Here is a 25,101-nt window from a genome sequence, read left to right on the forward strand (position 1 = left end):
CATGACCCGCTCCGGCGTCGCGCCGGAAAGCCTGGCCGCGGTGCGCCGGCTCGCCGAGTCGCTGCTGCCCGGCGACGTGTGGGACTTCATCGAGGGCGGCGCCGACGGCGAGACCGCCCTCGCCGCCAACCGCGCCGCGCTCGACCGGGTGCGGCTGCTGCCGCGGGTACTGGCCGGGCTGTCCGAGGTGACCACTGCCGGCACGCTGCTCGGGTCAGCGGCCGGTATGCCGGTCGCGGTGGCGCCGATGGCCTACCAGCGGCTCGCGCACCCGGACGGCGAGTCGGCCGTGGCGCGGGCCGCGCGCGACGCCGGGGTGCCGTTCGTCGCGGCGATGCTGGCCAGCGCCACGATCGAGGAGATGGCCGAGTTGGGCGGCGCGCCCTGGCTCCAACTCTACTGGCTGCGCGACCGCGGCCTGCTGGCTGAGCTGGTCGCCCGCGCCGAACGTGCCGGGTACCGCGGGCTGTTCGTGACCGTCGACGTCCCGGTGCTCGGCAACCGGCTGCGGGACGTCCGCAACCGATTCACGCTGCCCGCCGACGTCGGGCCGGTCAACCTGTCCGGCGGGCCGGTCGCCGCGCACGACCGGGTCGACGGCGACTCGGCCGTGGCCGTGCACACCAGCGCCATGTTCGCGCCGGACGCCGGCTGGCAGGACCTGGCGTGGCTGCGCGAGCGAACGGCGCTGCCGCTGGCGGTCAAGGGCGTCCTCGATCCGCGGGACGCGCGGCACGCGGTGGACCGCGGCGCCGACGCGGTCGTCGTGTCCAACCACGGCGGCCGGCAGTTCGACGGCGCCGCGGCCAGCGTCGACGCGCTGCCGGCGGTCGTCGAGGCGGTCGGCGACCGTGCCGAGGTGCTGCTCGACGGCGGGGTCCGCAGCGGCACCGACGTGCTGCGGGCGCTGGCGCTCGGCGCGTCCGGCGCGCTGCTGGGCCGGCCGGTTCTGTGGGGGCTGGCGACCGGCGGCGAGTCGGGGGTGGCGCGGGTGCTGGAGATCGTGCGTGCGGAGCTGGCGCGCGGGCTGACGCTCGCCGGCTGCGCCGACCCGGCCGCCGCGGCGGCCCTGGACGTGCTGGGGGTTGGACATGCTCGGTGAGCTGGAGACGGGGCCGGACCTGGCGGCCGACCTGCTGCACGGTTCGCTCGGCGATCCGTCGCTGACCTCGATGAACTTCCTCAACGAGATCACCGGCCGGTACCCGGACGCGGTGTCGTTCGCGCCTGGCCGACCGTACGAGGGGTTCTTCGACCGGGCCTCACTGCACGACGACATCGAGGCGTTCCACGAGTACCTGCGCACCGGGACCGGAGCGTCGGAGGCCGAGGCCGACCGGGCCCTGTTCCAGTACGGGCGCACCAAGGGCATCGTGCACGGGCTGATCGCCGCGCAGCTGCGGGCCGACGAGGGCATCGACGTCGACCCGGAGTCGATCGTGGTGACCGTCGGCTGCCAGGAGGCGATGTTCCTGACGCTGCGCGCGTTGCGGGCCGACGAGCGGGACGTGGTGCTGTCGCTGTCGCCGATGTACGTCGGCTTCACCGGCGCCGCCCGGCTGCTGGACCTGCCGGTGCTGCCGGTGTCCGGCGGCACCACCGGCGTCGACCTGGACGACCTGCGCGAGACCGTGCGGCGGGCGCGGGCGGCCGGCCGCCGACCCCGGGCCTGCTACATGATGCCCGACTTCGCCAACCCGTCCGGGCTCAGCCTCGACCTGCCGACCCGGCGCGCCCTGCTGGAGCTGGCGGAGGGCGAGAACATCCTGCTGCTGGAGGACAACCCGTACGGCATGTTCCACGACGGGTACGGCCGCCTGCCGACGCTCAAGGCGCTGGACACCGCGCGCCGCGTGGTGTACCTGGGGTCGTTCGCCAAGACCGTGCTGCCCGGCGCCCGCGTCGGGTACGTCGTGGCCGATCAGCGGGTGCGGGCCGCGGACGGCACCGGGTCGCTGTTCGCCGACGAGCTCGCCAAGATCAAGAGCATGGTGAGCGTCAACACCTCGCCGGTCGCGCAGGCGGTGATCGGCGGCGCCCTGGTCCGTGGCGGCGGCAGCCTCGCGGCGCGCAACGAGCCGCTGCGCGCGCGGTACCAGCGCAACCTCGCCCGGGTGCTCGCCGGGCTCCAACGCCACCTCGGCGACCGCACCGACGTCACCTGGAACGCGCCGACCGGCGGCTTCTTCGTCGTGGTCGAGGTCGGCTTCCCGGTGACGAACGAGGCGCTGGAGCGCTCCGCACGCGAGTTCGGGGTGCTGTGGACGCCGATGGCGTACTTCTACGTCGGCGACGGCGGACGTCGGCACCTGCGGCTGTCGTTCAGCCTGCTGACCGACGAGCAGATCGACGAGGGGCTGTCCCGGCTGGCCGCGTTTCTCGCCGCCGAGGACGACCGCACCGCCTGAGGGCACCGACACCGGAAGGACGAGAGACGATGCGCGACCCGGACAGCGAACCGGCCGAGCGGCACCGGCCGTTCCCGCTCACCGACGGGCAGGTGGCCGACCTGCTGGACCGGCGGGCCGGTGCGGGCGACGCGCCGCGGGTCGGCTACGGCGAGCTGCGATACGCCGAGCTGGACCTCGACCGGCTCGCCGCCGCCTGGCGCGGGCTCGTCGCCGACCACGACATGCTGCGCGTCGCGGTGGAGCGCACCGGCTCGCAGCGGGTGCCGCCGGACGGCGGCGACCTCGACGTGCGGGTGGCCGACGACGGGCTCGCGGCGGTGCGTGCCGAGTTGGCCGGGGCGGCCCGCGACCCGTACCGTCGGCCGCTCGCCGCGGTGCGCGCGGTGCGCACCCGGGACGGCTGGGTCGTGGCCGTCGCCGTCGACGCGCTCGCCTGCGACCTGCGCGGCCTGCGCGCGGTGCTGGCGGAGCTGCACCACCGGTACGCCGAGCCGGGCCGGTCGTGGCCGGTGCCGGGCCGCTCGTTCCGCCAGTGGCACCTGGCGGCGCGGGCCGCCGCGGAGGCCGGCGGGCTGGCCGCCGACCGGGCGTACTGGGCGGCGCTGCTCGACGAGGTGCCGCCCGCGCCGGAGCTGCCCGCCGCGGCACCCGGCGCGCCGGCCGGCCCGCCCGCGGCGGAGCCGGCCGGTACGGGGGCGCGCGCCGGAATGCCGGGCCGGCGTCGGGTCGCGCTGGACGCGGGGGAGTGGGCGGCGCTGACCGCGCGGGCGGCGGCGGCCGGCGTCGACCCGGCGTCGGCGGTGCTGTACTCGTACGCCGAGGTGGTCGGCCGGTGGAGCCGGAACCGGTCGTTCACGCTGACCGTCGTCGGTGTCGGCGACACCCGCGACGGCGACCCGGTCGGCCCGCACGCCGAGCCGGCGCTGCTCGCCGTGCGGCACGAGCCGGGCGACACGTTCGCCGGGCGTACCCGGCGGCTGGCCGCGACCGTCGCCCACGACGCCGAACACCGGCACTGGTCGGGTGTCGCGGTGGCCCGGGAACTCGCCGCGCGTACCGGTCGGGCCGGTGGGCCTCCGCCGATCGGCTACACCGACGCGATCGGCGCGGCCCCGTCGCCGTCCGCCGCGTCCCCGTGCATCGCCGCCCGCATCCCGGGTACCTGGCTCGACTGCCAGGCGCAGGAACACGACGGCGGTCTCGTCGTGCGCTGGGACGCGCGCGAGGAGTCCTTCGCGCCGGGAGTGCTCGACGACATGGTCGATGCGCACGCGGCGCTGTTGCGCGGGCTGGCCGCCGGCGACGCCGCCTGGCACTCTGTCACCCCGGTCGGGCTGCCGGCCGCGCAGCGGGCGCGCCGCGCGGCGTACAACGACACGGTGGCGCCGGTGCCGGGTGGCCTGTTGCACGAAGGGGCCGTGGCGTGGGCGCTGCGCGATCCGGACCGGCCCGCCGTGATCGGCCGGGACGGCACCGTCAGCCACGGTGAGCTGCTGCGCAGGGCGCTCGGAGTCGCCGGGCGGCTGCGCGACGCCGGGCTGCGTCCGGGCGGGATGGTCGCGGTGGTGATGGAGAAGGGCGTCGAACAGGTCGTGGCCGTGCTCGGCGTGCTGCTGGCCGGCGGCGCGTACCTGCCCGTCGACGCCTCTCAGCCGGTCGCGCGGCGCGACGTGGTCCTCGCCAACGCCGGCACGGTCGCCGTGCTCACCCAGTCCTGGCTGCCCGTCCGGCCCTGGCCCGACGGCCTGGCGCCGATCGCGGTCGACCGGGTGCCGCCCGCGCCCGCCGGCACGCCGGTGCCGCCGGCGCGGGCGACGCCGGCCGACCTGGCGTACGTCATCTACACGTCCGGCTCGGCGGGGCGGCCGAAGGGTGTGATGATCGATCACCGGGGCGCGGTGAACACCGTGACCGACATGAACACCCGGTTCGGCATCGGGCCGGACGACCGGGTGATCGCGCTGGCGAGCCTCGGCTTCGACCTGTCGGTGTGGGACATCTTCGGCACGCTCGCCGCCGGCGGCGCGCTGGTGCTGCCGGATCCGGCCGCGCCGGCCGATCCCGAGCACTGGGCCGGGCTGATCGCCGAGCACGGCGTCACCGTGTGGAACTCGGTGCCGGCGCAGCTGCAACTGCTGGTCGACCACCTGGAATCGGTGCCGGACCGACGGGTCGGCACGATGCGGCTCGCGTGGCTGTCCGGCGACTGGATCCCGGTCACGCTGCCCGACCGCGCGCGGGCCGTGCTGCCCGGGCTGTCGGTGGTCAGCCTCGGCGGCGCGACCGAGGCGTCGATCTGGTCGATCCACCATCCCGTCGGCGAGGTGGAACCCGGCTGGTCGAGCATCCCGTACGGCCGGCCGCTGACGAACCAGACGTTCCACGTGCTCGACGACGACCTGGCCGACCGGCCGGAGTGGGTCGCCGGCGAGCTGTACATCGGCGGGGTCGGCGTGGCCCGCGGTTACCAGGGAGACGCCGGTCGCACCGCCGAACACTTCCTGGTCGACGCCGGCACCGGCCGCCGGCTGTACCGGACCGGTGACCTGGGGCGGTTCCTGCCGTCCGGGGTCATCGAGTTCCTCGGCCGGGAGGACACCCAGGTGAAGATCCACGGCCACCGCATCGAACTGGCCGAGGTGGAGCGGGCGCTGCTCGCCGACCCGACCGTGGGCGCGGCAGTGGTGACCGTGGACGGGCGGTGAGCGGGCGTCAGCGGACGCCGTCGTACGCGCTGTCGAGCCGCCGGAGGAACGCCGGGTCGGCGACCCGTCCCGCCTCCGCGGTGAGCACCGGGGCCGGCACCGCGTCGGCGTGTGCCCGCAGCCGTCCGCCGCCGGTGACGTTGAGCAGGACGGTCGCGTCCGGCGGGACGCGCCGCGCCCGGACGGCCTGCTGCAGGCAGGCCACCGCCACCGCGGCGGCCGGCTCGATGTCCACACCTTCGAGTCGCCGGAACGCCTCGCCCGCGGCGTGCGCCGCGGCCCCGTCGGCGACGAGCATGTCGCCACCGCTGGCGCTCAGGCAGTCCCGGACACCGCCGCGGACCGCGTACGGCGGGCGGCGGTTGGTCAGCTCGGCGGCGAACACCGGCGGTACCGCCGCGACCGGGCCCTTCGGTCGCCGGTGCCAGGCGTCGTACAGCGGGGCGAACGCCGCGTTCTGGCCGAGCATCAGCCGGGGTGTGCGGCTCGCGACTCCCGCCCGGACGAGGCGCTGGGCCGTCTCGTGCACGCCGATCGCGCCGGCGCCGCTGCCGACCGCCTGGAAATAGAACTCCGGCAGCTCGCCGATCTCGTCGAACGCCGCGAGCAGAACGGTACCGAGACCGGCGCGGCGGGCAATGTTGCGCGTGCCGCCCTCCGACACGCCGCCGATCATCGCGACCAGTGACTCGCCGAATGCGATCGTGTCCGCATAATCGGCCCCGTTCAGAGCGACCATCGTCACACACGGATCCAGCGGTTCGGCAAAGCGAAGGTGTCCGACGCCGCGCACCGGGACGACGACGACACACCGAACGCGTCGCCGGGAGGCCAGCAGCGCGAATGCCGCGGCCGTGTTTCCGGCGGACGACACCACCAGCGGCGGCGGGTCGGCCGGCAGCCGGCCCAGCACGCAGTACGCCTCAAGCTCCTTGAACGTCGCCGTCGCCATGCCGCCGGAACGCTCCGGCCAGTACCCGTTGAACGCCACCCACAGCCGGCGCAGGCCGAGCTCGCCGGCCAGCGCGGTACTGCGGTAGACGACCGTGCCGGACGCATTCGGCACGTCACGCCGAACTGGCAGCCACGACCGGTAGCGGAACGGTCCCGGGTCCGGCCCCGCCGGCACCGCTCGGCTGGCCGGATCGACCTGCAGCAACGCCGGCTCGTGCCGGCTCGGGCAGTCGAGGATCAGGCCGTCGTCGACGCTGCGCCACGAGCAGACCGGGCAGACGACGTGATAGGCGGGGTCGTGCGCACGACCCCGCGGCCCGGCGGCTGGTTCCACGCTGCCCCCTTGGGATTTCTCGCGGCTGCTTCCACAGCACTCCGGTTGTTCGCGGGAGAAACGCCGAACGGCCGCGCGACCGGGAGTGGCGGGTGTGTCCGGGCCGCGACGCCTGATGCCGCGCCGAGAATAACGCACGGATCGTCGCCGACCGCGAAGGTTGCGCCGTATCACCATCGGGAACCGATTCCGTGGGCCGGACAACCTCGCATTTGATCGCCAACGCCGAGCTGCGCGCGCTCGTCGATCACGTGCTGCGGGCGGCGGCTCCTCCGTCCGCACCCTGACCCGGGTGCCGTGGCCCCGGGGCGCGCCGCGGCGCGGCCGACGACGACGTGGGCCGCGCGGCGAGCCAGGCGGATCTGCGCAGTGCGGCGGCGAACCGGCGGACCGCGTTGCGGTTGTCCCGGTCCGCCGCGGCGGCCACGATCAGCACCAGCGGCACGAGCATGATGCCAGCGCCGATGACGATCTCGCCGATGTCACCGGCCCGGCTGTAGGCGTCCGAGCGGATCGTCGCGGTCGCGGGTCGGCCAGGCACGTAGTGGACGCGCACGACGTCGCCGACGTGTTCCCCGCCGGCCTGCCAGTATTCGTAGGTGCCCGCCGGTGTCGTGTAGCGGACCCGGACCCACCGCGTGTTGCTCTGCGGCCCCCGATCCCTGCGCGTTGCCACGATGGTCCCGGGCACGGTGCGCCCGCGCGCGGCGATCACGGCGGCGTCGTGCAGCCGGTGCCGGCCATCCAGGACGCACCAGTATCCGAACCCGGCGAGCAGCGCGAACAGCGCGGCCATGAGGGCGAGTTTCGCGCCGATGTTGACGCGGGCGCCGAACCGGCGCAGCCCGACCTGTCCGCCGCTTCCCATCCGGTCAGTTCAGCACATGGCAGCGGCGAGAACAAGACAGAACGGGACGGCCGGCGCGGCGGGGTCGATTCCGCCGCGCCGACGGTGTGGCGGCGGTCAGGTGAGCAGGGCGTCGCGGGCGGCGTGTGCCGCCACGCGCGCGAACCCGGCCAGCTCGTCGTCGGTGGGTTCCTCGCCGAGGATGTACCACCGGTGGTAGATCGGCGCGGCCAGGGTGTTGATCACCTTTCCGGCGTCGGTGTCGGCGGGGACGTCGCCGCGCTCGACCGCCCGTTCGGCGATGATCTTCGTGTCCTCCACGCGCCGGTTGATGATCTGCGCCAGCGTCCGCCGGGCCGTCGGTGAGTGCACCCCGGCGGCGACCAGCGTGCTCTGCACCACGCCGTCGCGCGGGTTGCTCATCACGTCGAGGATCACCCGCCCGAGCAGCGTGAGGTCGCGTTCCAGGTCGCCGGTGTCGGGCAGGGCGCCGACAGGTTCGGCGACGAGCGTCCCGGCGAGGTCGAGGATCACGCCGTCGCGGTTGCCCCAGCGCCGGTAGATGGTCGACGCGGCGACCCCGGACCGGGTCGCGATGTCCTGGACGCAGGTTGCGGCGTACCCGTGCTCGGCGAGCAGACCGAGGGCGGCGTCGAGGACGGCCTCGCGGTTGCGCGCGGTGCGCCCGCCCGGGCGGGCGGTCCCTGGCGGGGGATCTGCATCACCGACATCCAAATGAGAATGTTCTTGCATTAGCACCTCCGGTCGTGACACGCTCCTGATACTAACGCAAATCATCTCTCGTTTAGTACCCATGGAGGTCTGTGATGACCCCGTACCCGAAGCGGTGGCGGATGCTCCCCACGCTGCTCGCCGCGCTGTTCATGGCCCAGTTCGACCTCTACGTCGTGAACGTCGCCGGGCCGACGCTCCAGCGCGAGCTCCACGTCGGGCAGGCCGCGCTGGAGCTCGTCGTCGCCGGCTACGGCTTCACGTACGCCAGCGGCCTGATCACCGGCGGGCGGCTCGGCGACCTGCTCGGCACCCGGCGGATGTTCCTGTTCGGCACGCTCGCCTTCACCGCGGCGTCGCTGCTGTGCGGGCTGGCCCAGTCGCCCGGCGAGCTCGTGGCCGCGCGGCTGGTGCAGGGGCTCACCGGGGCCGCCATGGTCCCGCAGGTCCTGGCGACGATCACGGCGGTGTTCCCCTCGCAGGAACGACCCCGGGCGCTTGCCTGGTTCGGCGTGACGATCGGCGTCGGGTCGGTCGCTGGGCAGGTCCTCGGCGGGCTGCTGCTCCAGTTCGACATCGCCGGGCTCGGCTGGCGGGTGATCTTCCTCGCCAACGTGCCGATCGGGCTGGCCGCCGCGGTGGCCGCCGCCAAGCTGATGCCGCGCGTCACGCCGGCCCGCAAGGCCGGCCTCGACCCGGTCGGTGTGATCGGCCTGTCGGCCAGCCTTGCCCTTGCCCTCGCGCCGCTGGCCCTCGGCCGCACCGAGGGCTGGCCGCTGTGGACCTGGATCAGCCTCGCCGCGTCGGTGCCCGTGATGGTGGCGACGCTGCTGTGGGAACGCCGGCTGAGCCGGCGCGGCCGTCAGCCCGTGCTCGACCTCGGCCTGTTCGCCGACACCGCGTTCTCCCGCGGGCTCGTCGTCACGCTGACCCTGTACTCCGGGTACTTCGGCTTCACGTTCGCGCTCAGCGTGTTCATGCAGGCCGGGCTCGGTCTCACCCCGCTGGAGGCCGGGCTGACGTTCATGCCGCTGGGGCTGGCGTTTGCCGTCGCGTCGATCCGGGCGCAGAAGATCGCCACGAAGGTCGGGCCGCGGCTGATCACGATCGGCCTGTCGATCAGCGTGGTCAGCTACGGCGTACTGGTGGCCGTGCTGCAGCTGTCCGGCACGCACGCCTCCGCGGTGTGCATCGTCGTGCCGATGATGCTGGTCGGGTTCGGCAACGGGCTGGCGATCCCGCTGCTGTTCGGAACGGTGCTCGGCAAGATCAACACTGGCCGTGCGGGCATCGCGTCCGGCGTGCTCACCACGACGCAGCAGTTCGCGTCCGCGGCGGGGGTCACCGGCCTCGGCTCCATCTTCTTCGCCCTGCTCGGCAGCGGACACGGGAAGCTCGGGTACACCTCGTCGATGGAGTGGGTCCTCGGGATCGCGCTGGTCCTCACGCTCGTCGCGGCCCTGGTCATCCACACCCTCGCGCGTAGCTCCCGGGCCGTCCGGCAGCAGGCCCCGACGCCGGCACGCACACCCGCGTTGACGAAGTAGCCACTGTGGAGCAGTCCGGTCCCGGCCGGAGCGTTGTGCGACACGAGATCATCCCCACCGGGCGCACCGGCGGGGATGATCGACGTCGGGTCCGGCCGGGCGCTGGCGATGACCGGGTGCCGGGTGCTCGACACCCGGCACTGCGCCGGTGCCGGAAGGCTCAGTCGTGGGGTTGGCCGTCGGTGGCGGTGTCGGCCGTCAGGCCCTCGCGGTGCGCGACCGCCGCCGCCTCGGTACAGGTCGCGGCGCCCAGCTTGGCCAGGATGTGCGACACGTGCACGCCGGCCGTGCTCAACGAGATGCTCAGCCGCTGCGCGATCCGCCGGTCAGGCCGTCGCGATCAGCGCCAGCACCTCGCGCTCGCGCGCCGTCAACCCGTGCCGTGCCGGTGCCGCGTCGTCGAGTGGCGGCAATCCGCTCGGCGAGCGGCGCCGCGCCGAGCGAGTCGGCCAGCCGCGCCGCCTCCCGGAGCCGGGCCGTACCACCGGTGTCGTCGCGCCGGACAGCGCGACGAGCACCGTGGAACAGGCACAGCGCCAGCTCGTACGGCTGGCCGAGCGTCCGTCACGCCGTGACCGCCCGGTCCCAACCCTTGTCGTCCAGCAGCGCTCGCAGCGTGGCGGCGCTGCGCCTCGCCGTACGGGTCGTCGACGCGGATCGCCGCGTCGATCCCGGCGATCCGCGCCCGGCGCGCCGCGACGCCGTCCGCCACCTCGCCCCGCGCACCCGCCGCACTGCCGACCCGGTACGCTCCGGTCCCGTCGCCGCCCGCGAGCCGCGCCCGCTGGACCAGCGCGCCGGCGATCAGCACCGGCCGCGCGTCGCTGCTGTGGTGGCGGACCCGCGCGGGATCGGCGAGCGCGCGGTCGAGGAACGCGTCGCCGCGCTGCGGGTCGCCCTCGGCGATCGCGTGCAGGCACAGCAGCTCATGGCGCGGGAGCAGCGCGGCCGTGTCGTTGGTGTCGATCCGCTCGACCTCGGCGGCCGGCCCGGCCGCGGTGGGCACGTCGCCGCGCCGCAGCGCGAGCCGGCCGACGAGGATCCGCAGGGCGAGCCGGGTCGCCGGCGGCGGATCGTCGGCCAGCGCCCCGTCCAGCACCGTCGCGGGCGCCCGGTCAGGATCAGGCCGCGCGCGGCGTGCCAGGCGATCTCGGCGCCGCGGCTGCGGGCGAGGCCGAGCCGGCGGGCCCGGCGGATCCCGTCGCGGGCCGCTGCGACGGCGCCGGCGTGGTCGCCGAGCCGGGTACGGGTCGCCGCCTCGTACATCGGGACGGTCAGCAGCAGATCCGGCGTGTCGAGCCGCTCGGCGAGCGTGCCGGCCTCGGCCAGCAGGTCGAGATCGCGCCGCCGGGCGCCGACGCCGAGTAGCCCGCGCACCGTGACGGTCGGATCGCCGGTGCGCCGACCGCACCCAGCGCCGCGGCGAACTCCGCGCGGGTCGTGTCGGTCTCCGCCGGCCGACCCATCGCCATCATGCCCAGCAGCCGGCCCCGCTGCACGCTTGTCCGGATCGTCGGGCAGCAGCGCGAGCGCCCGCTCGAAGTCGCCGATCCCGGTGCCGTGCAGCCGGATCGACAGGCGGCCGCGGTGTTCCAGCAGCAGCGCGGCGCGCCCGGCGTCGGCGCGCTCGTCGACGGCGGCAAGTCCCGCGGTGGCCAGCTCGATGCCGCGCGCATAGTCGCCGGTGAGTATGGCGGACTCGACCGCGGCGGTCAGCACGTCCACCCGGTCGACGCCGAGCCTGGCCGCCGCGTCCGGCACCCGGTCCCACACATCGAGCATGCGCAACCGCTCGGTGTACGCATACGTGCGGTACGCCCGGTCTGCTGCACGGTAGCGGGAGGCGCGCGTCGCCACGTGGTCGCCGGCGGCGTGCGCGTGCGCGGCCAGGTCGGCCGGCGCGTCGGCGTGCCGCAACGCGTCCGCGTACCGGCCGTGCAGCCGCACCCGTTCGCCGGGCAGCAGGTCCTCGTACACGGCGTGCCGGATCAGCCCGTGCCGGAAGTCGTACCCGTCGCCGACGGTCACCAGCAGGCTGCGGTCGACCAGTCGGCGCAGCAGTGCGTCCAGCTCCGCGGCGGGCAGCCTGGCCACATCGGAAAGCAGCCGGGGGTCGACGACGCCGCCGGCGACCGAGACGGTCGCCAGCAGCGTCGTCGACCACGGCGCCGGCAGCGACCGCGGCCCGTACAACAGCAGGTCGCGCATGCCGTCCGGGGTCCGCTCGCCGGTGCGGGCCAGCGCCTCGACGAACAGCGGGTTGCCATCGCTGCGCGCGTGGGCCCGACGTACAGCGGCGGCGTCCGGCCGGGTGCCGAGCATCGCCGCGAGCTGGCGGCCGATGTCCGGCTCGGTGAGCGGGTCGAGCCGCACCGTCGCGGTACGCCGGCCCCGGGCTCGCTCCGACAGCAGCGGACCGAGCCGCGCGCCGTCCGCCTCGGCCGGCCGGTACGTCGCGGCCAGCAGCACGCCCGGCTGCGCCAGGTTGCGGGCCAGGAACCCGAACAGCTCGACTGTCGCGGCGTCCGCCCAGTGCAGGTCCTCGATCGTGACAGGACCGGCTGCTGCTCGGCGGCCTGCTCGAGCAGGGCAAGTACCTCCTCGTGCAGCCGGTGCCGGCCACCGCGGCCGGCACCGGCGTCGTCGAGCTCGCCGAACAGCGCGGCCAGCTCCCGGTACCGGCCGGCCGGCGTGCCGTCGCCGCGCAGCAGCCGCCGCACGACCGCGACGAACGGCGCGTACGCCAGCCCGTCGCTGCCCAGCTCCGCGCACGCGCCGCCGGGACCCGCGCCCGCGGTCGCGCCGCCGGGACGAACTCGGCGAGCACGACTTGCCGATGCCGGCCTCCGCGAAGATCATCACGACACCCGGGCCGTCCGCGACCGCCGCGTCCAGGGCAGCCACCAGCGCCGCCAGCGCGTCGTCCTGCCCGATCGGGACGGGGGCTTACCACCCGTTCCGCCATGCCGGCCAGCATATAAATACCGAGTTCGCCCGATGCGCCGCCGGTGTTTAGCCGGCGAGGCTCGACGCATGACAGCGAGCTACCCACTGCGGGCCATCGCCGCCGACGAGTTCGAGACGTGGGCGCGCATGGTCTCCACGACGTACGGCCAGGACTGGCGCGAGGACGCGCTGAGCAACGCCCGCTGGTGCATCGAACCGGAGCGCACCACGGGCGTGTTCGACGGCGCCGAGCTGGTCGGCGGAATGTCCATCTACGGGCGCGTCATGACCGTTCCCGGCGCGTTCGTGCCGGTGGCCGGCGTGACGCTGGTCGCCGTGCTGCCCACGCACCAGCGCCGCGGGATCCTCACCGCGATGATGCGCCGCCAGTTCACCGAGCTGCACGAATCGAGCGGCGAGCCGGTCGCCGCGCTCAACGCCGCCGAGGCGACCATCTACGGACGCTTCGGGTACGGCATCGCCAGCCACCTCGCGGTCGTCGACGGCGACGCCCGGTTCATGGCGTTGCGCGGCGACGTCGAGTTCGGCGACGGCACCATCAGGCTGCACGACGCCGAGGCGGCCCGGCCGCTGCTGGAGAAGGTGTACGACACGGCGCGCCGCGACGCGGTCGGCTTCGTCGACCGGGCCGACAGATACTGGGACGCCCGGCTCTACGACGCCGAGCACACCCGCGACGGCGCGACGGCGCTGCGGTTCGCGGTGCACACCGACGCCGCCGGCGCGGTCACCGGGTACGCGTTCTACCGGTCGCGACAGCGCCGGGTGCAGGTGGTGGAGCTGGTCGCCACGACCCGCCCCGCGTACGCGGCGCTGTGGCGCTTCCTGATCGAGCTGGACGCGCACGACCACCTCGACTACACGGGCGCCACCGACGAGGTGCTGCCGCACCTGCTGGTCAACCCACGGGCGGCCGACACGACGCTGGTCGACAACCTGTGGGTACGGCTGGTCGACGTCGACCGGGCGCTCGCCGCCCGCCGGTACGCGACCGACGTCGAGCTGGTGTTCGAGGTCGACGACGCGTTCTGCGGCTGGAACGCCGGGCGCTTCCGGCTGTCCGCAGCCGACGACGCCGTGAGCTGCGAGCGCACCGCGGCGCGCGCCGACCTGCGACTGTCGGCGACCGAGCTGGGCGCGGCCTACTTGGGCGGCACGTCGCTTGCGGTGCTGGCCGAGGCCGGCCGGGTCGAGGAGCTGACCCCGGGCGCGCTGCGGGTCGCCGCCCGGGCGTTCCACACCGACCGTGCCCCGTTCCACCCGTCCGGACCGGCGTTCCCGGCATTCTGACCAACCGACCGAGGAGAGATCGACATGACGGCCCCATTGCTGCCCGGCGCCGCGCTCGACGAGGAGGACGCCGAGATGACGACCCCGCCCGACGGCCGCGCCGGCATCACCGCGGATCTGGTGCGGCGGCTGCTCGCCGAGCAGTTCCCGCGCTGGGCGGCGCTGCCGGTGCGGCCGGTACCCGTCGACGGCTGGGACAACCGGACCTACCGGCTCGGCGACACGATGACCGTGCGGCTGCCGACCGCGGCCGGTTACGTGCCGGCGGTCGACAAGGAACACGAGTGGCTGCCGCGGCTGGCACCGTCGCTGCCGGTGGCCGTGCCGACGGTCCTGGCCCGGGGGGAGCCGGGCGCCGGGTATCCGTACCCGTGGTCGGTGCGCGGCTGGCTTCCCGGCGAGACGATGCTGTCGCGGCCGGTCGACGACCCTGTCGGCTTCGCCGTCTCGGTCGGCGAGTTCGTGGTTGCGTTGCGCCGGTGCGACGCGACCGGCGGGCCGGCCGCCGGTTTGCACAGCTTCCACCGGGGCGGCCCGCTGGCGCACTACGACGGGGAGACCCGGAGCAGCCTCGCCGCGCTCGCCGGGCGCGTCGACACCGACCTGGCCATCGAGGCGTGGGAGCGCGCGCTGGCGGCCGAGTGGTCCGGGCCGCCGGTCTGGTTCCACGGCGACATCGCGCCGGGCAACCTGCTGGTCGCCGACGGTAGGCTGTCGGCGGTGCTCGACTTCGGCACGTCCGGGGTCGGCGACCCGGCCTGCGACCTGGTCATCGCGTGGCAGGTGTTCGCCGGGGAGAGCCGGCGGGCGTTCCTCGAGACCGTCGGCGACGACGCAGGCACCCGTGCACGTGCCCGTGGCTGGGCGTTGTGGAAGGCGGTCCTCATGCTCGCCGAGTGCATCGACCGCGACCCGCCGCAGGCCGAGGTCAACCGCCGCGTGCTGGGCGAGGTGCTGGCCGAGCATCGCGGCCGGCACGGCCGGTCCGGGAGGCGGCCATGACCACACGCATGCACGACGACCAGCTGGACCTGACCGAGGCGGACGTCGCCGCACTGGTCGCCGAGCGGTTCCCGCGGTGGCGGGCGCTTCCGGTACGCCGGGTCGGCTCGCACGGCACCGTCAACGCGATGTACCGGCTCGGCGCCGAGCTCGTGCTGCGGTTCCCGCTGCGGCCCGACGACGGCGCGGAGCTGCGCGCCGAACGCGACCACGCCGCGCTGCTCGCGCCGCACCTGCCGCTACCGGTACCGGAGACCGTCGAGTTCGGCGCACCCGACGACCGTTACCCGGGCTGGTGGTCGGTGTGCCGGTGGCTGTCGGGGGAGTCGGGCGACCGGCGCCCGATCGCGGACCAGGTCGGCGTCGCGACGATGCTCGGCAGCTTCGTGTCCGCGCTGCGCGGCGTCGACACCGGCGGCCGGGTCGTGCCGACGTCCGGCCGCGGCTCGCCACTGTCCACAGTGGATGACGACGTGCAGTGCGCGCTGGCCGACTCGGCGGCGCTGGCCGACACCGGTCGGCTCGGCGCGATCTGGGCGGACTGCCTCGCCGCCGACGCGTACGCCGGTGCCGGAGTCTGGCTGCACGCCGACCTGATGCCCGGCAACCTGCTGCTGCGCGACGGCGCGCTCGCGGCGGTGCTCGACCTGGGTACCGTGCGCGTCGGCGATCCGGCCGTCGACCTGATGCCGGCGTGGAACGCGTTCGACGCCGCGGGGCGCGCTGCGTACCGGGCGGTGGTCGGGGTCGACGACGCCACCTGGTCACGCGGGCGCGGCTGGGCGCTGGCGCAGGCGATCGTCGCGCTGCCGTACTACGTGCACACCAACCCGGTCATGGCCGACGCCGCGCGCCGCACGCTCGCCGCGATTCTCGCCGGCTCGTGAGTTCACCACTGCTGAGTGGGTTGGCTCGGCTGTTCCCCGACTCGGCATCCGCGGATCCGTGGATGAGCGGCAAGCATCGGCAAGGGAGGTACCGTGATCGGTGCGAACCCGGTGGTCGTTGCCAAACGGCGGGAGATCGCCGAGCTGTGCCGCATGTTCGGCGTTCGCCGCCTGGACGTGTTCGGTTCCGCCGTGCGCGGCGCCCTTCGACTGCAAGAGGGTGGGCATCAAGTACCTGTTCGACCTCGACGGCCACCTGGGCGCGTTGGTCGAGTACCTGTCGCAGCGAGACGGCCAGGTGCCCACACGAGCGTGCGACCGCGACCGGCAGGGCACCGATCGAGGCCGGCTCGTCGACCACGACCAGGACACTGCCGTGCCGGGCAAGCTTGTCGAACACCTCGCGCAGCCGGGTCTCGGTGTTGGGCAGCGGCGCATCATGCACCCGGCGCCCGTCAGGGGCCAGACCGGTCGCGTGATGCTCGCTTTTGCCAACGTCCAGGCCCAGGAACACGCAGAAGTCGCCGGGCACGTGTCGCCTCCTCGTCACGGTCGGGCTCGGTCGCGGGTCCAGGCGTCGGACTGTCGGCAGCCACGTTACGAAGAGACCAACCCATTGGGCGGCCGTGTCCCTATCAGCGATCCGCCGACGCCACCCGGCCCGGCGACAACACCCCCCGGATCATGCCTACGACAGGGGCAATCAGTCATACCGAGCCGGGCGACCGAGCGTCCCCAGTTGGGAACACGAGAAAGGTAACGGGGCGAGTCGGCCTGGGCTGGCATCGCGTACGTCTCGCGGGCGACATCCTGGACTCGGTATCGAACGCGTGTTCGAATGAGGTGGTGGCGGGGACGTTGTGGCCGGACGGAGTGCCCTGGGATCGTGGCGGCACCTGGTCGCCAGGGCACGTATCGACGCCGGAGCCACGGGCCGGGGTGCCCTGCTGGCCCTGACCGCCGAGCACGCTGAGGATCCACCAGCGTCGCGGTCGCCATCGAGACCGACCAACCTGATGGTGGTCGCGTTGCAGGCGGCCGGGTTCGCCGTCTACCCGATCAATCCCAGGGTGGGCCCGGTATCAGGAACGGCACGCGCCGGCCGGCGGGAAATCCGACCCGGGCGATGCGGTGGTGCTGGCGAACGTGCTGCGCACCGATCGGCTGATCTACACCTTGTCGGTGGCGTCCGGGTCGCGAAGGACGCGCCGCGGCCTGCCGAGTTCGAGCGAGCTCCGAGCGGTACGCAACTGCGACGGTCGGGAGCGCTGGCCGGCGCCCGGCGGCGGCCTCGGCGCGGGGCTGGCGATGGGCGGGACCGCGGGCATGAGGTGTGTGGTGTCACAGCCAGCCGCTGGCTTCCGCGAGTCGGGCCGCCTCGGCGCGGGTACGGGCCTGCGTCTTGCCGATCGCCGACGACAGATGGTTGCGTACGGTGCCCTCCGACAGGCGCAGCTCCCGGGCGATGTCGGCCACGGTGCCGCCCTCGGCGGCGGCACGCAGCACGTCCGTCTCGCGCCCGGTCAGCGGGCTCGCGCCGGCCGCCTGCGCCTCGGCGGCGAGGGCGGGATCCACGAACCGCAGGCCGGTGTGGACGCGGCGGATCGCGTCGACCAGCTGTTCGGGCCGGGAGTCCTTCACGACGTACCCGGACGCGCCGGCCGACAGCGCCCGCGACAGGTAGCCGGGCCGGCTGAACGTCGTACAGATGATGGTGCGGCAGCTGGGCAGCGCGCGCTGCAGATCGGCGGTGACGGCCAGGCCGTCGCGGCCGGGCATCTGCACGTCGAGCAGTGCGATGTCCGGCTGCGTGCGCAGCGCCGCGGGCAGCACCTCGGTGCCGGTACCGATCTCGGCGACGACGTCGAAGTCTGGCTCGAGCCGGAGCACGGAGGCGAGGGCGCCGAGCACGAGTGCCTGGTCGTCGGCCAGCAGTACGCGGATCATGCCGGTTCGGCTTCCTGCGCGAGCGCGGCGGCCGGGCCCCGGGCGACGACCCGGAACCCGCCGCCGGGGGCGGGCCCGTGTTCGAGGGTGCCCGACACCGCGGCCAGCCGTTCGGCCAGTCCGGTGAGTCCGTTCCCGGCGCCCGCCCCGCCCGCGGTACCGCCGTTGTCGGTGATCTCGATCCAGTCGGTCCCGAGGCGCACGGTGCACAGTTCGGCGTCGGAGTGGCGCAGCACGTTGGTGACCGCCTCCCGCACCACGTACCCGAACGCCTCGCGCAGCTCGGCCCGCACGGCGTCGGTCGTGGCGGGCAGGTCGGCCCGGACGCCGCCGGCGCGCAGCGCGGTGCGGGCACCGGCCAGCTCGCTGTCCAGCGACAGGGTGCGGTAGTCGGAGATGGTGGCCCGCATCTCCGACAGCGCCGCGCGCGCCATGTTCTCCAGCTCGGTGACCTCGCCGACGGCCAGGGCCACGTCGCCGGAGGACTGCAGGATGCGCCGCGTCAGACCCAGCTTGACGGTGATCGTGGACAGGCTGTGGCCGAGCACGTCGTGCATGTCGCGCGCGACGCGCTCGCGTTCCTCGTGGACGGCCATCCGCGCGACCTGCTCGCGGGCCGCCCGCAGGTGCACGACGGTGAAGTTGAGCGCGAAGACGGTGCCGAGTGTCGCGGTCACCCCGACGAGGATGGCCACCTGCACCCAGGCCACCTCGCCCTGGGCGAGCAGCATCCAGACGATCTGCGCCACCACGGTCGCAAGGCCCAGCAGCAGCGCATGGCGCAGTGGCAGCAGCATCAGCGCGATCGACAGGGCGTAGGTCAGATCGGTCAGGTAATGCGGCGCGGCCAGGAGCACCGCAGGTGCCGCCCCGAGCAGGAACATCACCGCCACGATGGCGATGCGTCCGCGGCGCAGCGCCGCCGTGCCGTACCAGGGGGCCAGGACGCAGCCGACGCCGTAGCAGACGACCAGGACGGCCGCGAGCCAGGTGAGCGGGACAGGCCCGGTGCCGCGCGCGATGCCGACGGCCCGCGCGGCCAGGGTGAGGCAGGCCAGCGCGATGGCGGCAACCACGGCCACCCGGCCCCGGCGGCCATCCGGCCGGTCCTTCCAGAAACTCCAGTCCGGCCACTGGCTCGCGGAGAAGTCGTCCCGATCGCCTGCCCCCACCTCGGCCATGGTACGGGCGGGCCGTCGCGCGCCCGCACCAGCGGCCGCCGGGCGTTGCAGCGTGGGCGATGCGGGCCGGCACGTGCCGGCCCTCGACCCGATCGGGGCAGGTATGACAAATGGCATGGGTGCGGCGGGGCGGCCGGTGCTGCACTGTGCTCATGCTGCATGCGAAGAGGGCGCATCCGCCAGGCCAGCAGTACGAGTTCACCGAGGACGGCCGGCCGCTGACGCGCGTCCTGCTACGCCGGGGGCGCATCGGTGCGCGGTTCACCCTGCACGGCGCCGGCTACCTTGTCCGCGCGCACCGCTTCAGCGGCGTCTACGAGCTTCTCGACGCCGACGGGGCGGTGGTGGCGACCACCGACCGGGTCGGCCGCAGCTGGCAGCTGAGCTGCTCCGGGCGCACCGTCGGCTTCCGGCAGACCGCGCCGGCCAGCCGGGAGTACGCGATGGTCGGCGACGACGGTGCGACCGCGGGCACGATCCGCCGTGCCGGGCACGTCCGTACCGAGGTGACCGCCGAGCTGCCGAGCCTGGAACTGTTGCTGCAGGTCTTCGTGCTGGTCGTCGTGCTGCACCGCGCCCGGCGCAAGCGGGCCGCCGCGGGTGTGCGGGCGAGTGCGTTCGCGGGCGGCTGATCCGCCGCGGTGCACGCGTCACCCACCGTTTCGAGGCGATGAGGAGCGCAACCATGCGCAGGACACCTTTCGCGGCGCTGGCCGTCGTGGCCGCCGCCGCGGCGATGATCCCGGGTGCGGCACCGGCGGGCGCGTCGTCCGCGGCGCCGGGCGCGCCGGCCCGGTCGACGCTGCACTGGGGCGCGTGCCCCAGCCCGGTCGAGGCGGGGCTGCAGTGCGCACGGCTGAGAGTGCCGCTCGACTACCGGCACCCCAGCGGCCGAACGATCCGGGTCGCGGTCTCTCGCCTGGCGAGCACCGACCCGGCCCGCAAGCGCGGTGTGCTCGTCGTCAACCCCGGCGGGCCGGGCCTGCCTGGACTTCCCGCCCCCAACCTGCTGAAGCTGCCCCGGACGGTACGCGACCGGTACGACGTGATCGGTTTCGACCCGCGCGGCGTCGGCCAGAGCACCCCGGTGACCTGCGGTTTCGACGCTGCCCAGGGTGGGGTGGCGGCCAACCCGCGGAGCCCGGCCGACGCGGCCGACGTGGCGAAGCAGGCGGTGACCGCGAAGCGGCTCGCCCGCCAGTGCGCCACGTCGGCCACCGCGGACCTGCTGCCCTACATCACCACCGCGAACACCGCCCGGGACATGGACCGGATCCGGGCCGCGCTGGGCGTACCGAGGATCTCGTACTACGGCGAGTCCTACGGCACCTACCTCGGCGCCGTGTACGCCACGCTGTTCCCGCATCGCGGCGACCGCGTGGTGCTCGACAGCAGCCTGCCGCCGGAGGGCTACGACGTCGCGGCGCTGCGCAGCCAGGCGGCGGGCTTCGAGACCCGCTTCCCCGACTTCGCAAGGTTCGCCGCCGCCCGACCCGGCCGGTACCACCTGGGCCGCACACCGCGTGCGGTACGCCGGACCTACTTCCGGCTCGCCGCGCGGCTCGACCACGAGCCGGTCCAAGGCTACGACGGTACGACGTTCCGCGTCGTCACCGCGGCCGGGATCCGCGCCGACAGCGGCTTCGCCTGCCTGGCCGCCACCTGGCACGCCCTGGACGCGAACCAGCCGCTGCCGTGCGTCGGTGGCGCCGGCGGTGGTGCCTACACCGACAACTACCCCGCCGCCTACCTCGCGGTGATCTGCGGTGACTCCCGTTGGCCGAGGTCGGTCGCGACCTACCAGCGCAACGTCGCGCTCGACCGGGTCCGCTACCCGATGTACGGCGCGTTCGCGGCCAACATCCGGCCGTGCGCCTTCTGGCACGCTCCGGTGGAGCCGACGGTGACGATCACCGACCGCGGACCGTCCACCATCCTGATGGTGCAGAACCTGCGCGACCCGGCGACCCCGCTGCGCGGGGCGCTGCGCACCCGCCGGGCGCTCGGCCGGCGGGCCCGGCTGCTCACCGTCGACCAGGGCGGGCACGTGGTCTACCTGACGGGTTCGAACCGCTGCGCGAACAACGCCGTGACCGACTACCTGGCGACCGGCCGGCGACCATCGCACGACGCGTACTGCCCCGCGCAGCCCGCGAGCCCCTGACCACCGGCCCCGCACGCCGGGCAACAGCCGGTCCGATTCGTCGAGACCGCGGTTCGAACGGTGCGCGCCCGCCCCGGCCCCGCCGCCGTGCCGGGTCTTCGATGCCGGCCCCGGCGTCGCCCCGACCGCCGACCTGACAAGGAGCACACATGAGCGACGAACCATCCGCCGGCGACCGCGTCGGCCACGCATCCGGCACGATCCGGCTGGCCGGCAAGACCGTGCACCGGTTCGGTTTCGGCGCCATGCGCCTGGTCGGTCCCGGCGTCTGGGGCGAACCAGCCAGCCGGGGGGACTCGGTCCGGCTGGTGCGGCGCGCGGTCGAGCTGGGCGTGGATGTCATCGACACCGCCAGCGTGTACGGCCCGCACATCAGCGAGGAGATCATCCGTACCGCGCTGCACCCGTACCCGCAGCACGTGCTGATCACCACCAAGGGCGGCCAGACGCAGTCGGGTCCAGGCTCCTACGCCGTGCTCGGACGCCCCGAGTACCTGCGGCAGGAGTGCGTACTGAGCATGCGTCGGCTCGGCGTCGACCACATCGATCTCTACCAGTTGCACGGGGTCGACCCCGCGGTGCCCTTCGAAGACCAGATCGGCGAGTTGCAGAAGCTGCAGGAGGAGGGGAAGATCGGCGCGATCGGACTCAACCAGGTGACGGTGGACCAGATCACCGCCGCCCGCGAGATCGTCGACATCGCCTCCGTGCAGAACCAGTACAGCCTCACCCAGCGCCAGCACGACGACGTGCTCGACCACTGCACACGGCAGGGGATTCCGTTCATCTCCTGGTTCCCGCTCGACATCGGTGCCCTGGCCCAGCCGGACGGCCCGCTGCGCGGCATCGCCGGTGCGACCGGTGCCACACCGGCCCAGCTCGCGCTCGCCTGGCTGCTCGCCAGAGCCGAGAACATGGTGCCGATTCCCGGCACGACCTCGATCCCGCACCTGGAGGAGAACGTGGCCGCGGCCACGGTGCGGCTGGATCCAGCACACCTCGCCCAGCTGGACGCGCTGGCCGCTTGAGCCGGCCCATGCCGGCGCCGCGCCGGCGATATCGTTCCGGTTGGAAGTTATGGTGTCCGGGTGAGGAAGGCACCTGTCACCCACGGAATCGGCCCCGACGAGCCGCTCGGCTTCGCGGTCGCCGCGGTCGGCAACGCCGCGGCGCTGGCGTTCGAGCGCGCGCTGTCCGAACGCGACCTGCATCCGCGCCACTTCGCGGTACTGCGCGGCCTGCGCGACGGCGGCGAGCACGCCCAACAGCAACTCGCCGCGGCCCTCGGTATCCCGCCGAGCCGCCTCGTCGCCCTGCTCGCGCTGTTGATCGAGCGGGGTCTGGTCCAGCGCCGCGAATCGCCGGTCGACGCCCGGGTCAAACTGGTCCAGCTGACGCTGGACGGCCGATCCGAGCTGCGTTCGCTGACCAAGCTGGCGGGTGCCTCGGAGCGTCGCCTGACCGCCGGGCTGTCCGACGCCGAGAAGGCCGAGCTGCGCCGGCTGCTGGGCATCGTGTACGACAACGCGGCGGTCGAGCCCGGGGGCGCCCGGCCCGAGTCTGGTGATCCGACTCCCACCACCGCGGCCGAAGTTGGCAAAACGATTCCAAACGTAATAGTTTCAGTTGGAACGAACGACGCCCGCCGGAGCGGCCTCGAAGACAGGAGAAGTCAATGACGCTCGAGCAGGACACGGTGCAGGACTACCTCGATCGAGTGCGGCAGGCCTGGGACGCCGGCGACGCAGCACGCTATGCGGCCGAGTTCGCCGACGACGCCTCCTACGTGATCTTCCTGGGAGACGCGCTGCTCGGCCGCGCGGCCATCGAGCAGACCCACCACGAAGTGTTCACCCGCTGGCAGCGCGGCACCCGAATGGTGGTCGAGCCGATCGACGTACGGATCCTGGACCCCGACACCGCCGTGGTCACCACGATCGGCGGCATCGGCACCACCGACCCGATCGACTTCGACAAGTTTCAGACCTACACCCTGCGGCGCAGCTCCGGACGCTGGCAATGCGTGGCATTCCACAACACCGAGATGAGCACCCGCGCCAAGCACACCTACGCCACCCGCTAAAGGTTGTCCCGTAATCGTGGGCGGGTTCGGTCGTTGATCTTGGTGTGGAGCAGACGATCAGGTCCGATCAGCCTGCAGTGGATCCCGGTGTTCACCGGTCTGTCCGAGCGACAGTTCGCCAAGTTCGTGGGCATCGTGGCTGGTCGCGGCGGTCAGCAGACCGGTGCCGGGCGCCGGTGGGGGGCTGCCGCTGGCCGACCGGGTGCTGTTGGTGGCCGTCGCCACTACCGCACCAACCTGGCCCTGCGCCAGATCGCCCCGCTGTTCGGAGTATCGAAGTCCGCGGCCGGGCGCATCGTCGATCACCTCGCCCCACACCTGGTGTTGGAGTCCCAGACCCGCCGGCATCGGCCAGCGGCGGTGCTGATCGTGGACGGCACGTTGCTGCCCACCCACAACCGGAGCATGTCGGCCCGGTCGAAGAACTAACGGTACTCCACCAACCTGCAGGTCGTCATCGACGCCAACACCCGGCTGACCGTCGCGGTGGGAGATCCGTTGCCCGGCAACCGCAACGACTGCACCGCCTGCACCGACTCCGGTGTCGACCACCAGTGTGCCGGCGCGGCGGTGATGGCCGAGGCGGCTACCAGGGCGACCCGGAGGTGAGTCGTTGCGGCCCGCTGGCCGGGGCGGTTGTCGTGCACGGCGATGCGGTGACCGTCCAGCATGGACAGACACAGGCACTCCGAGCCGCAGGGGTGCCCGAGTCTCGGAGGCACGGCGGGCAGTCACCGGTCTCGGGTGCCGCTCTGCAGCGCTGGTTGGTGGACTGGGCGGGATTCGTCGGCACCGCTGAACGAGGATTCCGTACGCACCACCGATCTTGACCATGCGGAGTTGCGCGACCGGACGAGCCGACGGCCGCGTGGCTCGATTCCCGCGGTGGCGTCAGCCATGCCTGATCGCTGTTCAGTCGGTGCGGGCGCGGCAGAGGGCGCCGATGGTCAGCTCGGCCTGAGCGTTCTCCAGGTTCCAGCGATGCTGCTGGTAGGCGTGGTTGCTGACCCAGAACACCATCCGGTCGTCCCGCAGCGATCGCGCGAACACCGCGAGCGACCAGGTGTCGCCGCCGTCATGCCAGGCGACCTCGCCGACGTCGGTGTCCGACAGCACCCAACCGTCGCCGTAGTGGTCGTCCGAGTCGGCCATCCGGACGTGCCGGCCGAACAGCTGCCGCTTCGCCCATCCCGACAGCACCGCGTCACCGGTCAACGCCCGCTGCCAGCGGAACATGTCCCGTGCGGTGGACAGCATCCCGCCGTTGCCCCGCAGATTCCAGTACGGTCCGTCGGCCGCCCAAGGATGATCGAACGGGCGGCCGTGCGACCGGCCCCGGTCGTCGTACTCCACCGCGACCTGGCCGCGCCGCCAGCGCGGCAGCACGTACCCGGTGTGCGTCATGCCGGCCGGCGCAAACAGGTACCGGGCCAGGTATCGCTCGTAGCTCGTGCCGGCGGCGTGCTCGACGATCACGGCGAGCAGGCCGTACCCGACGTTGGAGTAGCGGAACTCGCGCCCCGGCGCCGAGCGCAGCCGGGACGCCAGGGCGGTCCGTACCATCGCGTCGCGCGACAGCGGGTCGTAGTCGTCGCCGAGCGACTCGACCAGCCCGGCCGTGTGCGTCAGCAACTGACGCACCGTGATGCGGCGCTTGTCGGCCGGTACCGGGCCGAGGAAGCGGTCGATCCGGTCGCCGAGCCGTAGCCTGCCCTGCATGGCGAGCTTCAGGATCGCCGCCGCGGTGAACTGCTTGGTGATCGACATGATGTCGTAGCCGGTGTCGCAGCCGGCGCGGCGGTGGGCGTGCCGGTCCGCCCAGCCGACGCCCTGGCAGTACCGGATGCGGTCGTCGGCGGCCACCAGCACGGTGCCGCTCGCCCCGGCCGGAAACGTGCGTGTCACGAACGGGGCCACCGGTTCCGCACGCCATGGGCAGTGCGCGTCCGCCATCCCGTCGCCGCAACCGGTGAGCGTCACCGCCGCCACCATCAGCACCGCAGCCGGGCCCAGCCGGCGTACCCATCGCCTCATCGGTCCCACGCTGCCG

The 25,101-nt window shown here is 73.8% G+C and carries 21 protein-coding genes and 2 pseudogenes; 13 read left to right on the top strand and 10 right to left on the bottom strand.

What is annotated here, in order from left to right; genetic code table 11:
• Position 1 precedes the first annotated feature (1 nt).
• From Athai_RS06885 to Athai_RS06895, 3 genes are read left to right on the top strand one after another with little or no spacing between them, the layout of a single operon-like run.
• A complete protein-coding gene (locus tag Athai_RS06885; RefSeq protein ID WP_203960709.1) occupies positions 2 to 1,102 on the top strand; it encodes an alpha-hydroxy acid oxidase in 1,101 nt (366 codons plus the stop codon).
• A complete protein-coding gene (locus Athai_RS06890) occupies positions 1,092 to 2,408 on the top strand; it encodes an aminotransferase-like domain-containing protein (protein ID WP_203965368.1) in 1,317 nt (438 codons plus the stop codon). Before Athai_RS06885 ends, Athai_RS06890 begins: the two co-directional genes overlap by 11 nt.
• Before the next feature lie 29 nt (positions 2,409 to 2,437).
• Positions 2,438 to 5,116, top strand: a complete 2,679-nt coding sequence (locus Athai_RS06895) for an amino acid adenylation domain-containing protein (protein WP_203960710.1) — start codon at positions 2,438 to 2,440, stop codon at positions 5,114 to 5,116.
• A 7-nt stretch (positions 5,117 to 5,123) separates the two neighbouring features.
• Here the strand turns inward: Athai_RS06895 and Athai_RS06900 are convergent, their stop codons facing one another.
• The 3 genes from Athai_RS06900 to Athai_RS06910 all read right to left on the bottom strand — a co-directional run bounded on the left by Athai_RS06900 (position 5,124) and on the right by Athai_RS06910 (position 7,986).
• Positions 5,124 to 6,581, bottom strand: a complete 1,458-nt coding sequence (locus tag Athai_RS06900; protein ID WP_203960711.1) for a cysteate synthase — start codon at positions 6,579 to 6,581, stop codon at positions 5,124 to 5,126.
• Positions 6,582 to 6,651: 70 nt separating this feature from the next.
• Positions 6,652 to 7,272: a DUF3592 domain-containing protein gene (locus Athai_RS06905; protein ID WP_203960712.1), complete on the bottom strand. Its 621-nt coding sequence runs from the start codon at positions 7,270 to 7,272 to the stop codon at positions 6,652 to 6,654.
• A 96-nt stretch (positions 7,273 to 7,368) separates the two neighbouring features.
• Entirely contained in the window at positions 7,369 to 7,986 is a 618-nt protein-coding gene (locus Athai_RS06910) for a TetR/AcrR family transcriptional regulator (RefSeq protein ID WP_203960713.1), read from the bottom strand.
• Positions 7,987 to 8,078: 92 nt separating this feature from the next.
• Between Athai_RS06910 and Athai_RS06915 the strand changes: the two genes are divergently transcribed.
• On the top strand, positions 8,079 to 9,530 hold the full coding sequence (locus tag Athai_RS06915; RefSeq protein WP_203960714.1) for an MFS transporter: 1,452 nt from the start codon (positions 8,079 to 8,081) through the stop codon (positions 9,528 to 9,530).
• Between the two features lie 160 nt (positions 9,531 to 9,690).
• Here the strand turns inward: Athai_RS06915 and Athai_RS06920 are convergent, their stop codons facing one another.
• From Athai_RS06920 to Athai_RS06930, 3 genes are all read right to left on the bottom strand, one after another.
• A complete protein-coding gene (locus Athai_RS06920) occupies positions 9,691 to 9,849 on the bottom strand; it encodes a helix-turn-helix domain-containing protein (RefSeq protein ID WP_275422638.1) in 159 nt (52 codons plus the stop codon).
• A 7-nt stretch (positions 9,850 to 9,856) separates the two neighbouring features.
• Positions 9,857 to 10,048, bottom strand: coding sequence for a hypothetical protein (locus Athai_RS06925; protein ID WP_203960716.1), 192 nt, complete (start codon positions 10,046 to 10,048; stop codon positions 9,857 to 9,859).
• A 286-nt stretch (positions 10,049 to 10,334) separates the two neighbouring features.
• Positions 10,335 to 11,999, bottom strand: a complete 1,665-nt coding sequence (locus Athai_RS06930; protein ID WP_203960717.1) for an ATP-binding protein — start codon at positions 11,997 to 11,999, stop codon at positions 10,335 to 10,337.
• A 564-nt stretch (positions 12,000 to 12,563) separates the two neighbouring features.
• Here Athai_RS06930 and Athai_RS06935 point away from each other — a divergent pair.
• Genes Athai_RS06935 through Athai_RS06945 form a run of 3 tightly spaced genes read left to right on the top strand, consistent with a single transcriptional unit; the run spans position 12,564 to position 15,676 of the window.
• Complete coding sequence (locus Athai_RS06935; protein WP_203960718.1) at positions 12,564 to 13,787, top strand: GNAT family N-acetyltransferase; 1,224 nt, start codon at positions 12,564 to 12,566, stop codon at positions 13,785 to 13,787.
• Between the two features lie 24 nt (positions 13,788 to 13,811).
• A complete protein-coding gene (locus Athai_RS06940; RefSeq protein WP_275422366.1) occupies positions 13,812 to 14,789 on the top strand; it encodes an aminoglycoside phosphotransferase family protein in 978 nt (325 codons plus the stop codon).
• On the top strand, positions 14,786 to 15,676 hold the full coding sequence (locus Athai_RS06945) for an aminoglycoside phosphotransferase family protein (RefSeq protein ID WP_239156760.1): 891 nt from the start codon (positions 14,786 to 14,788) through the stop codon (positions 15,674 to 15,676). Before Athai_RS06940 ends, Athai_RS06945 begins: the two co-directional genes overlap by 4 nt.
• Positions 15,677 to 15,974: 298 nt before the next feature.
• Here Athai_RS06945 and Athai_RS35230 read toward each other — a convergent pair.
• The 3 genes and pseudogenes from Athai_RS35230 to Athai_RS06960 form a co-directional block, all read right to left on the bottom strand.
• Positions 15,975 to 16,208: pseudogene (locus Athai_RS35230) on the bottom strand (IS110 family transposase); the annotation flags it as partial.
• A gap of 809 nt (positions 16,209 to 17,017) precedes the next feature.
• Positions 17,018 to 17,623 carry a response regulator transcription factor gene (locus Athai_RS06955; protein WP_203960719.1) on the bottom strand — a complete coding sequence of 202 codons (606 nt, stop codon included), beginning with the start codon at positions 17,621 to 17,623 and terminating at the stop codon, positions 17,018 to 17,020.
• Entirely contained in the window at positions 17,620 to 18,795 is a 1,176-nt protein-coding gene (locus Athai_RS06960; protein WP_203960720.1) for a sensor histidine kinase, read from the bottom strand. The genes Athai_RS06955 and Athai_RS06960 overlap by 4 nt, the downstream gene beginning before the upstream one ends.
• Positions 18,796 to 18,956: 161 nt before the next feature.
• Between Athai_RS06960 and Athai_RS06965 the strand changes: the two genes are divergently transcribed.
• The 6 genes and pseudogenes from Athai_RS06965 to Athai_RS35235 all read left to right on the top strand — a co-directional run.
• Positions 18,957 to 19,436 (top strand): hypothetical protein, encoded by a 480-nt coding sequence (locus tag Athai_RS06965; protein WP_203960721.1) that lies wholly within the window; start codon positions 18,957 to 18,959, stop codon positions 19,434 to 19,436.
• Between the two features lie 53 nt (positions 19,437 to 19,489).
• Positions 19,490 to 20,968, top strand: a complete 1,479-nt coding sequence (locus tag Athai_RS06970; protein ID WP_239156761.1) for an alpha/beta hydrolase — start codon at positions 19,490 to 19,492, stop codon at positions 20,966 to 20,968.
• 149 nt (positions 20,969 to 21,117) lie between these two features.
• The gene (locus tag Athai_RS06975) at positions 21,118 to 21,996 is read left to right on the top strand and encodes an aldo/keto reductase (RefSeq protein ID WP_203960722.1); all 879 of its coding nucleotides are present in this window, start codon (positions 21,118 to 21,120) and stop codon (positions 21,994 to 21,996) included.
• Between the two features lie 60 nt (positions 21,997 to 22,056).
• On the top strand, positions 22,057 to 22,647 hold the full coding sequence (locus tag Athai_RS06980; RefSeq protein WP_203960723.1) for a MarR family winged helix-turn-helix transcriptional regulator: 591 nt from the start codon (positions 22,057 to 22,059) through the stop codon (positions 22,645 to 22,647).
• The gene (locus Athai_RS06985; protein ID WP_203960724.1) at positions 22,644 to 23,051 is read left to right on the top strand and encodes an SgcJ/EcaC family oxidoreductase; all 408 of its coding nucleotides are present in this window, start codon (positions 22,644 to 22,646) and stop codon (positions 23,049 to 23,051) included. The genes Athai_RS06980 and Athai_RS06985 overlap by 4 nt, the downstream gene beginning before the upstream one ends.
• 66 nt (positions 23,052 to 23,117) lie before the next feature.
• A pseudogene (locus Athai_RS35235) lies at positions 23,118 to 23,647 on the top strand (transposase family protein); the annotation flags it as partial.
• 316 nt (positions 23,648 to 23,963) lie between these two features.
• Here Athai_RS35235 and Athai_RS07000 read toward each other — a convergent pair.
• Positions 23,964 to 25,085 (bottom strand): serine hydrolase domain-containing protein, encoded by a 1,122-nt coding sequence (locus Athai_RS07000; RefSeq protein ID WP_203960727.1) that lies wholly within the window; start codon positions 25,083 to 25,085, stop codon positions 23,964 to 23,966.
• Positions 25,086 to 25,101: the final 16 nt, after the last annotated feature.

Origin of the sequence: Actinocatenispora thailandica, assembly GCF_016865425.1 — a bacterium.
In the GTDB taxonomy this organism is placed as follows: domain Bacteria; phylum Actinomycetota; class Actinomycetes; order Mycobacteriales; family Micromonosporaceae; genus Actinocatenispora; species Actinocatenispora thailandica.

Coding starts and splice junctions, on each gene's coding strand:
- Athai_RS06885 (WP_203960709.1), top strand. CDS start 2: ATGACCCGCTCCGGCGTCGCGCCGGAAAGCCTGGCCGCGGTGCGCCGG.
- Athai_RS06890 (WP_203965368.1), top strand. CDS start 1,092: ATGCTCGGTGAGCTGGAGACGGGGCCGGACCTGGCGGCCGACCTGCTG.
- Athai_RS06895 (WP_203960710.1), top strand. CDS start 2,438: ATGCGCGACCCGGACAGCGAACCGGCCGAGCGGCACCGGCCGTTCCCG.
- Athai_RS06900 (WP_203960711.1), bottom strand. CDS start 6,581: ATGGTGATACGGCGCAACCTTCGCGGTCGGCGACGATCCGTGCGTTAT.
- Athai_RS06905 (WP_203960712.1), bottom strand. CDS start 7,272: ATGGGAAGCGGCGGACAGGTCGGGCTGCGCCGGTTCGGCGCCCGCGTC.
- Athai_RS06915 (WP_203960714.1), top strand. CDS start 8,079: ATGACCCCGTACCCGAAGCGGTGGCGGATGCTCCCCACGCTGCTCGCC.
- Athai_RS06935 (WP_203960718.1), top strand. CDS start 12,564: ATGACAGCGAGCTACCCACTGCGGGCCATCGCCGCCGACGAGTTCGAG.
- Athai_RS06940 (WP_275422366.1), top strand. CDS start 13,812: ATGACGGCCCCATTGCTGCCCGGCGCCGCGCTCGACGAGGAGGACGCC.
- Athai_RS06945 (WP_239156760.1), top strand. CDS start 14,786: ATGACCACACGCATGCACGACGACCAGCTGGACCTGACCGAGGCGGAC.
- Athai_RS06955 (WP_203960719.1), bottom strand. CDS start 17,623: ATGATCCGCGTACTGCTGGCCGACGACCAGGCACTCGTGCTCGGCGCC.
- Athai_RS06965 (WP_203960721.1), top strand. CDS start 18,957: ATGCTGCATGCGAAGAGGGCGCATCCGCCAGGCCAGCAGTACGAGTTC.
- Athai_RS06970 (WP_239156761.1), top strand. CDS start 19,490: ATGCGCAGGACACCTTTCGCGGCGCTGGCCGTCGTGGCCGCCGCCGCG.
- Athai_RS06975 (WP_203960722.1), top strand. CDS start 21,118: ATGAGCGACGAACCATCCGCCGGCGACCGCGTCGGCCACGCATCCGGC.
- Athai_RS06985 (WP_203960724.1), top strand. CDS start 22,644: ATGACGCTCGAGCAGGACACGGTGCAGGACTACCTCGATCGAGTGCGG.
- Athai_RS07000 (WP_203960727.1), bottom strand. CDS start 25,085: ATGAGGCGATGGGTACGCCGGCTGGGCCCGGCTGCGGTGCTGATGGTG.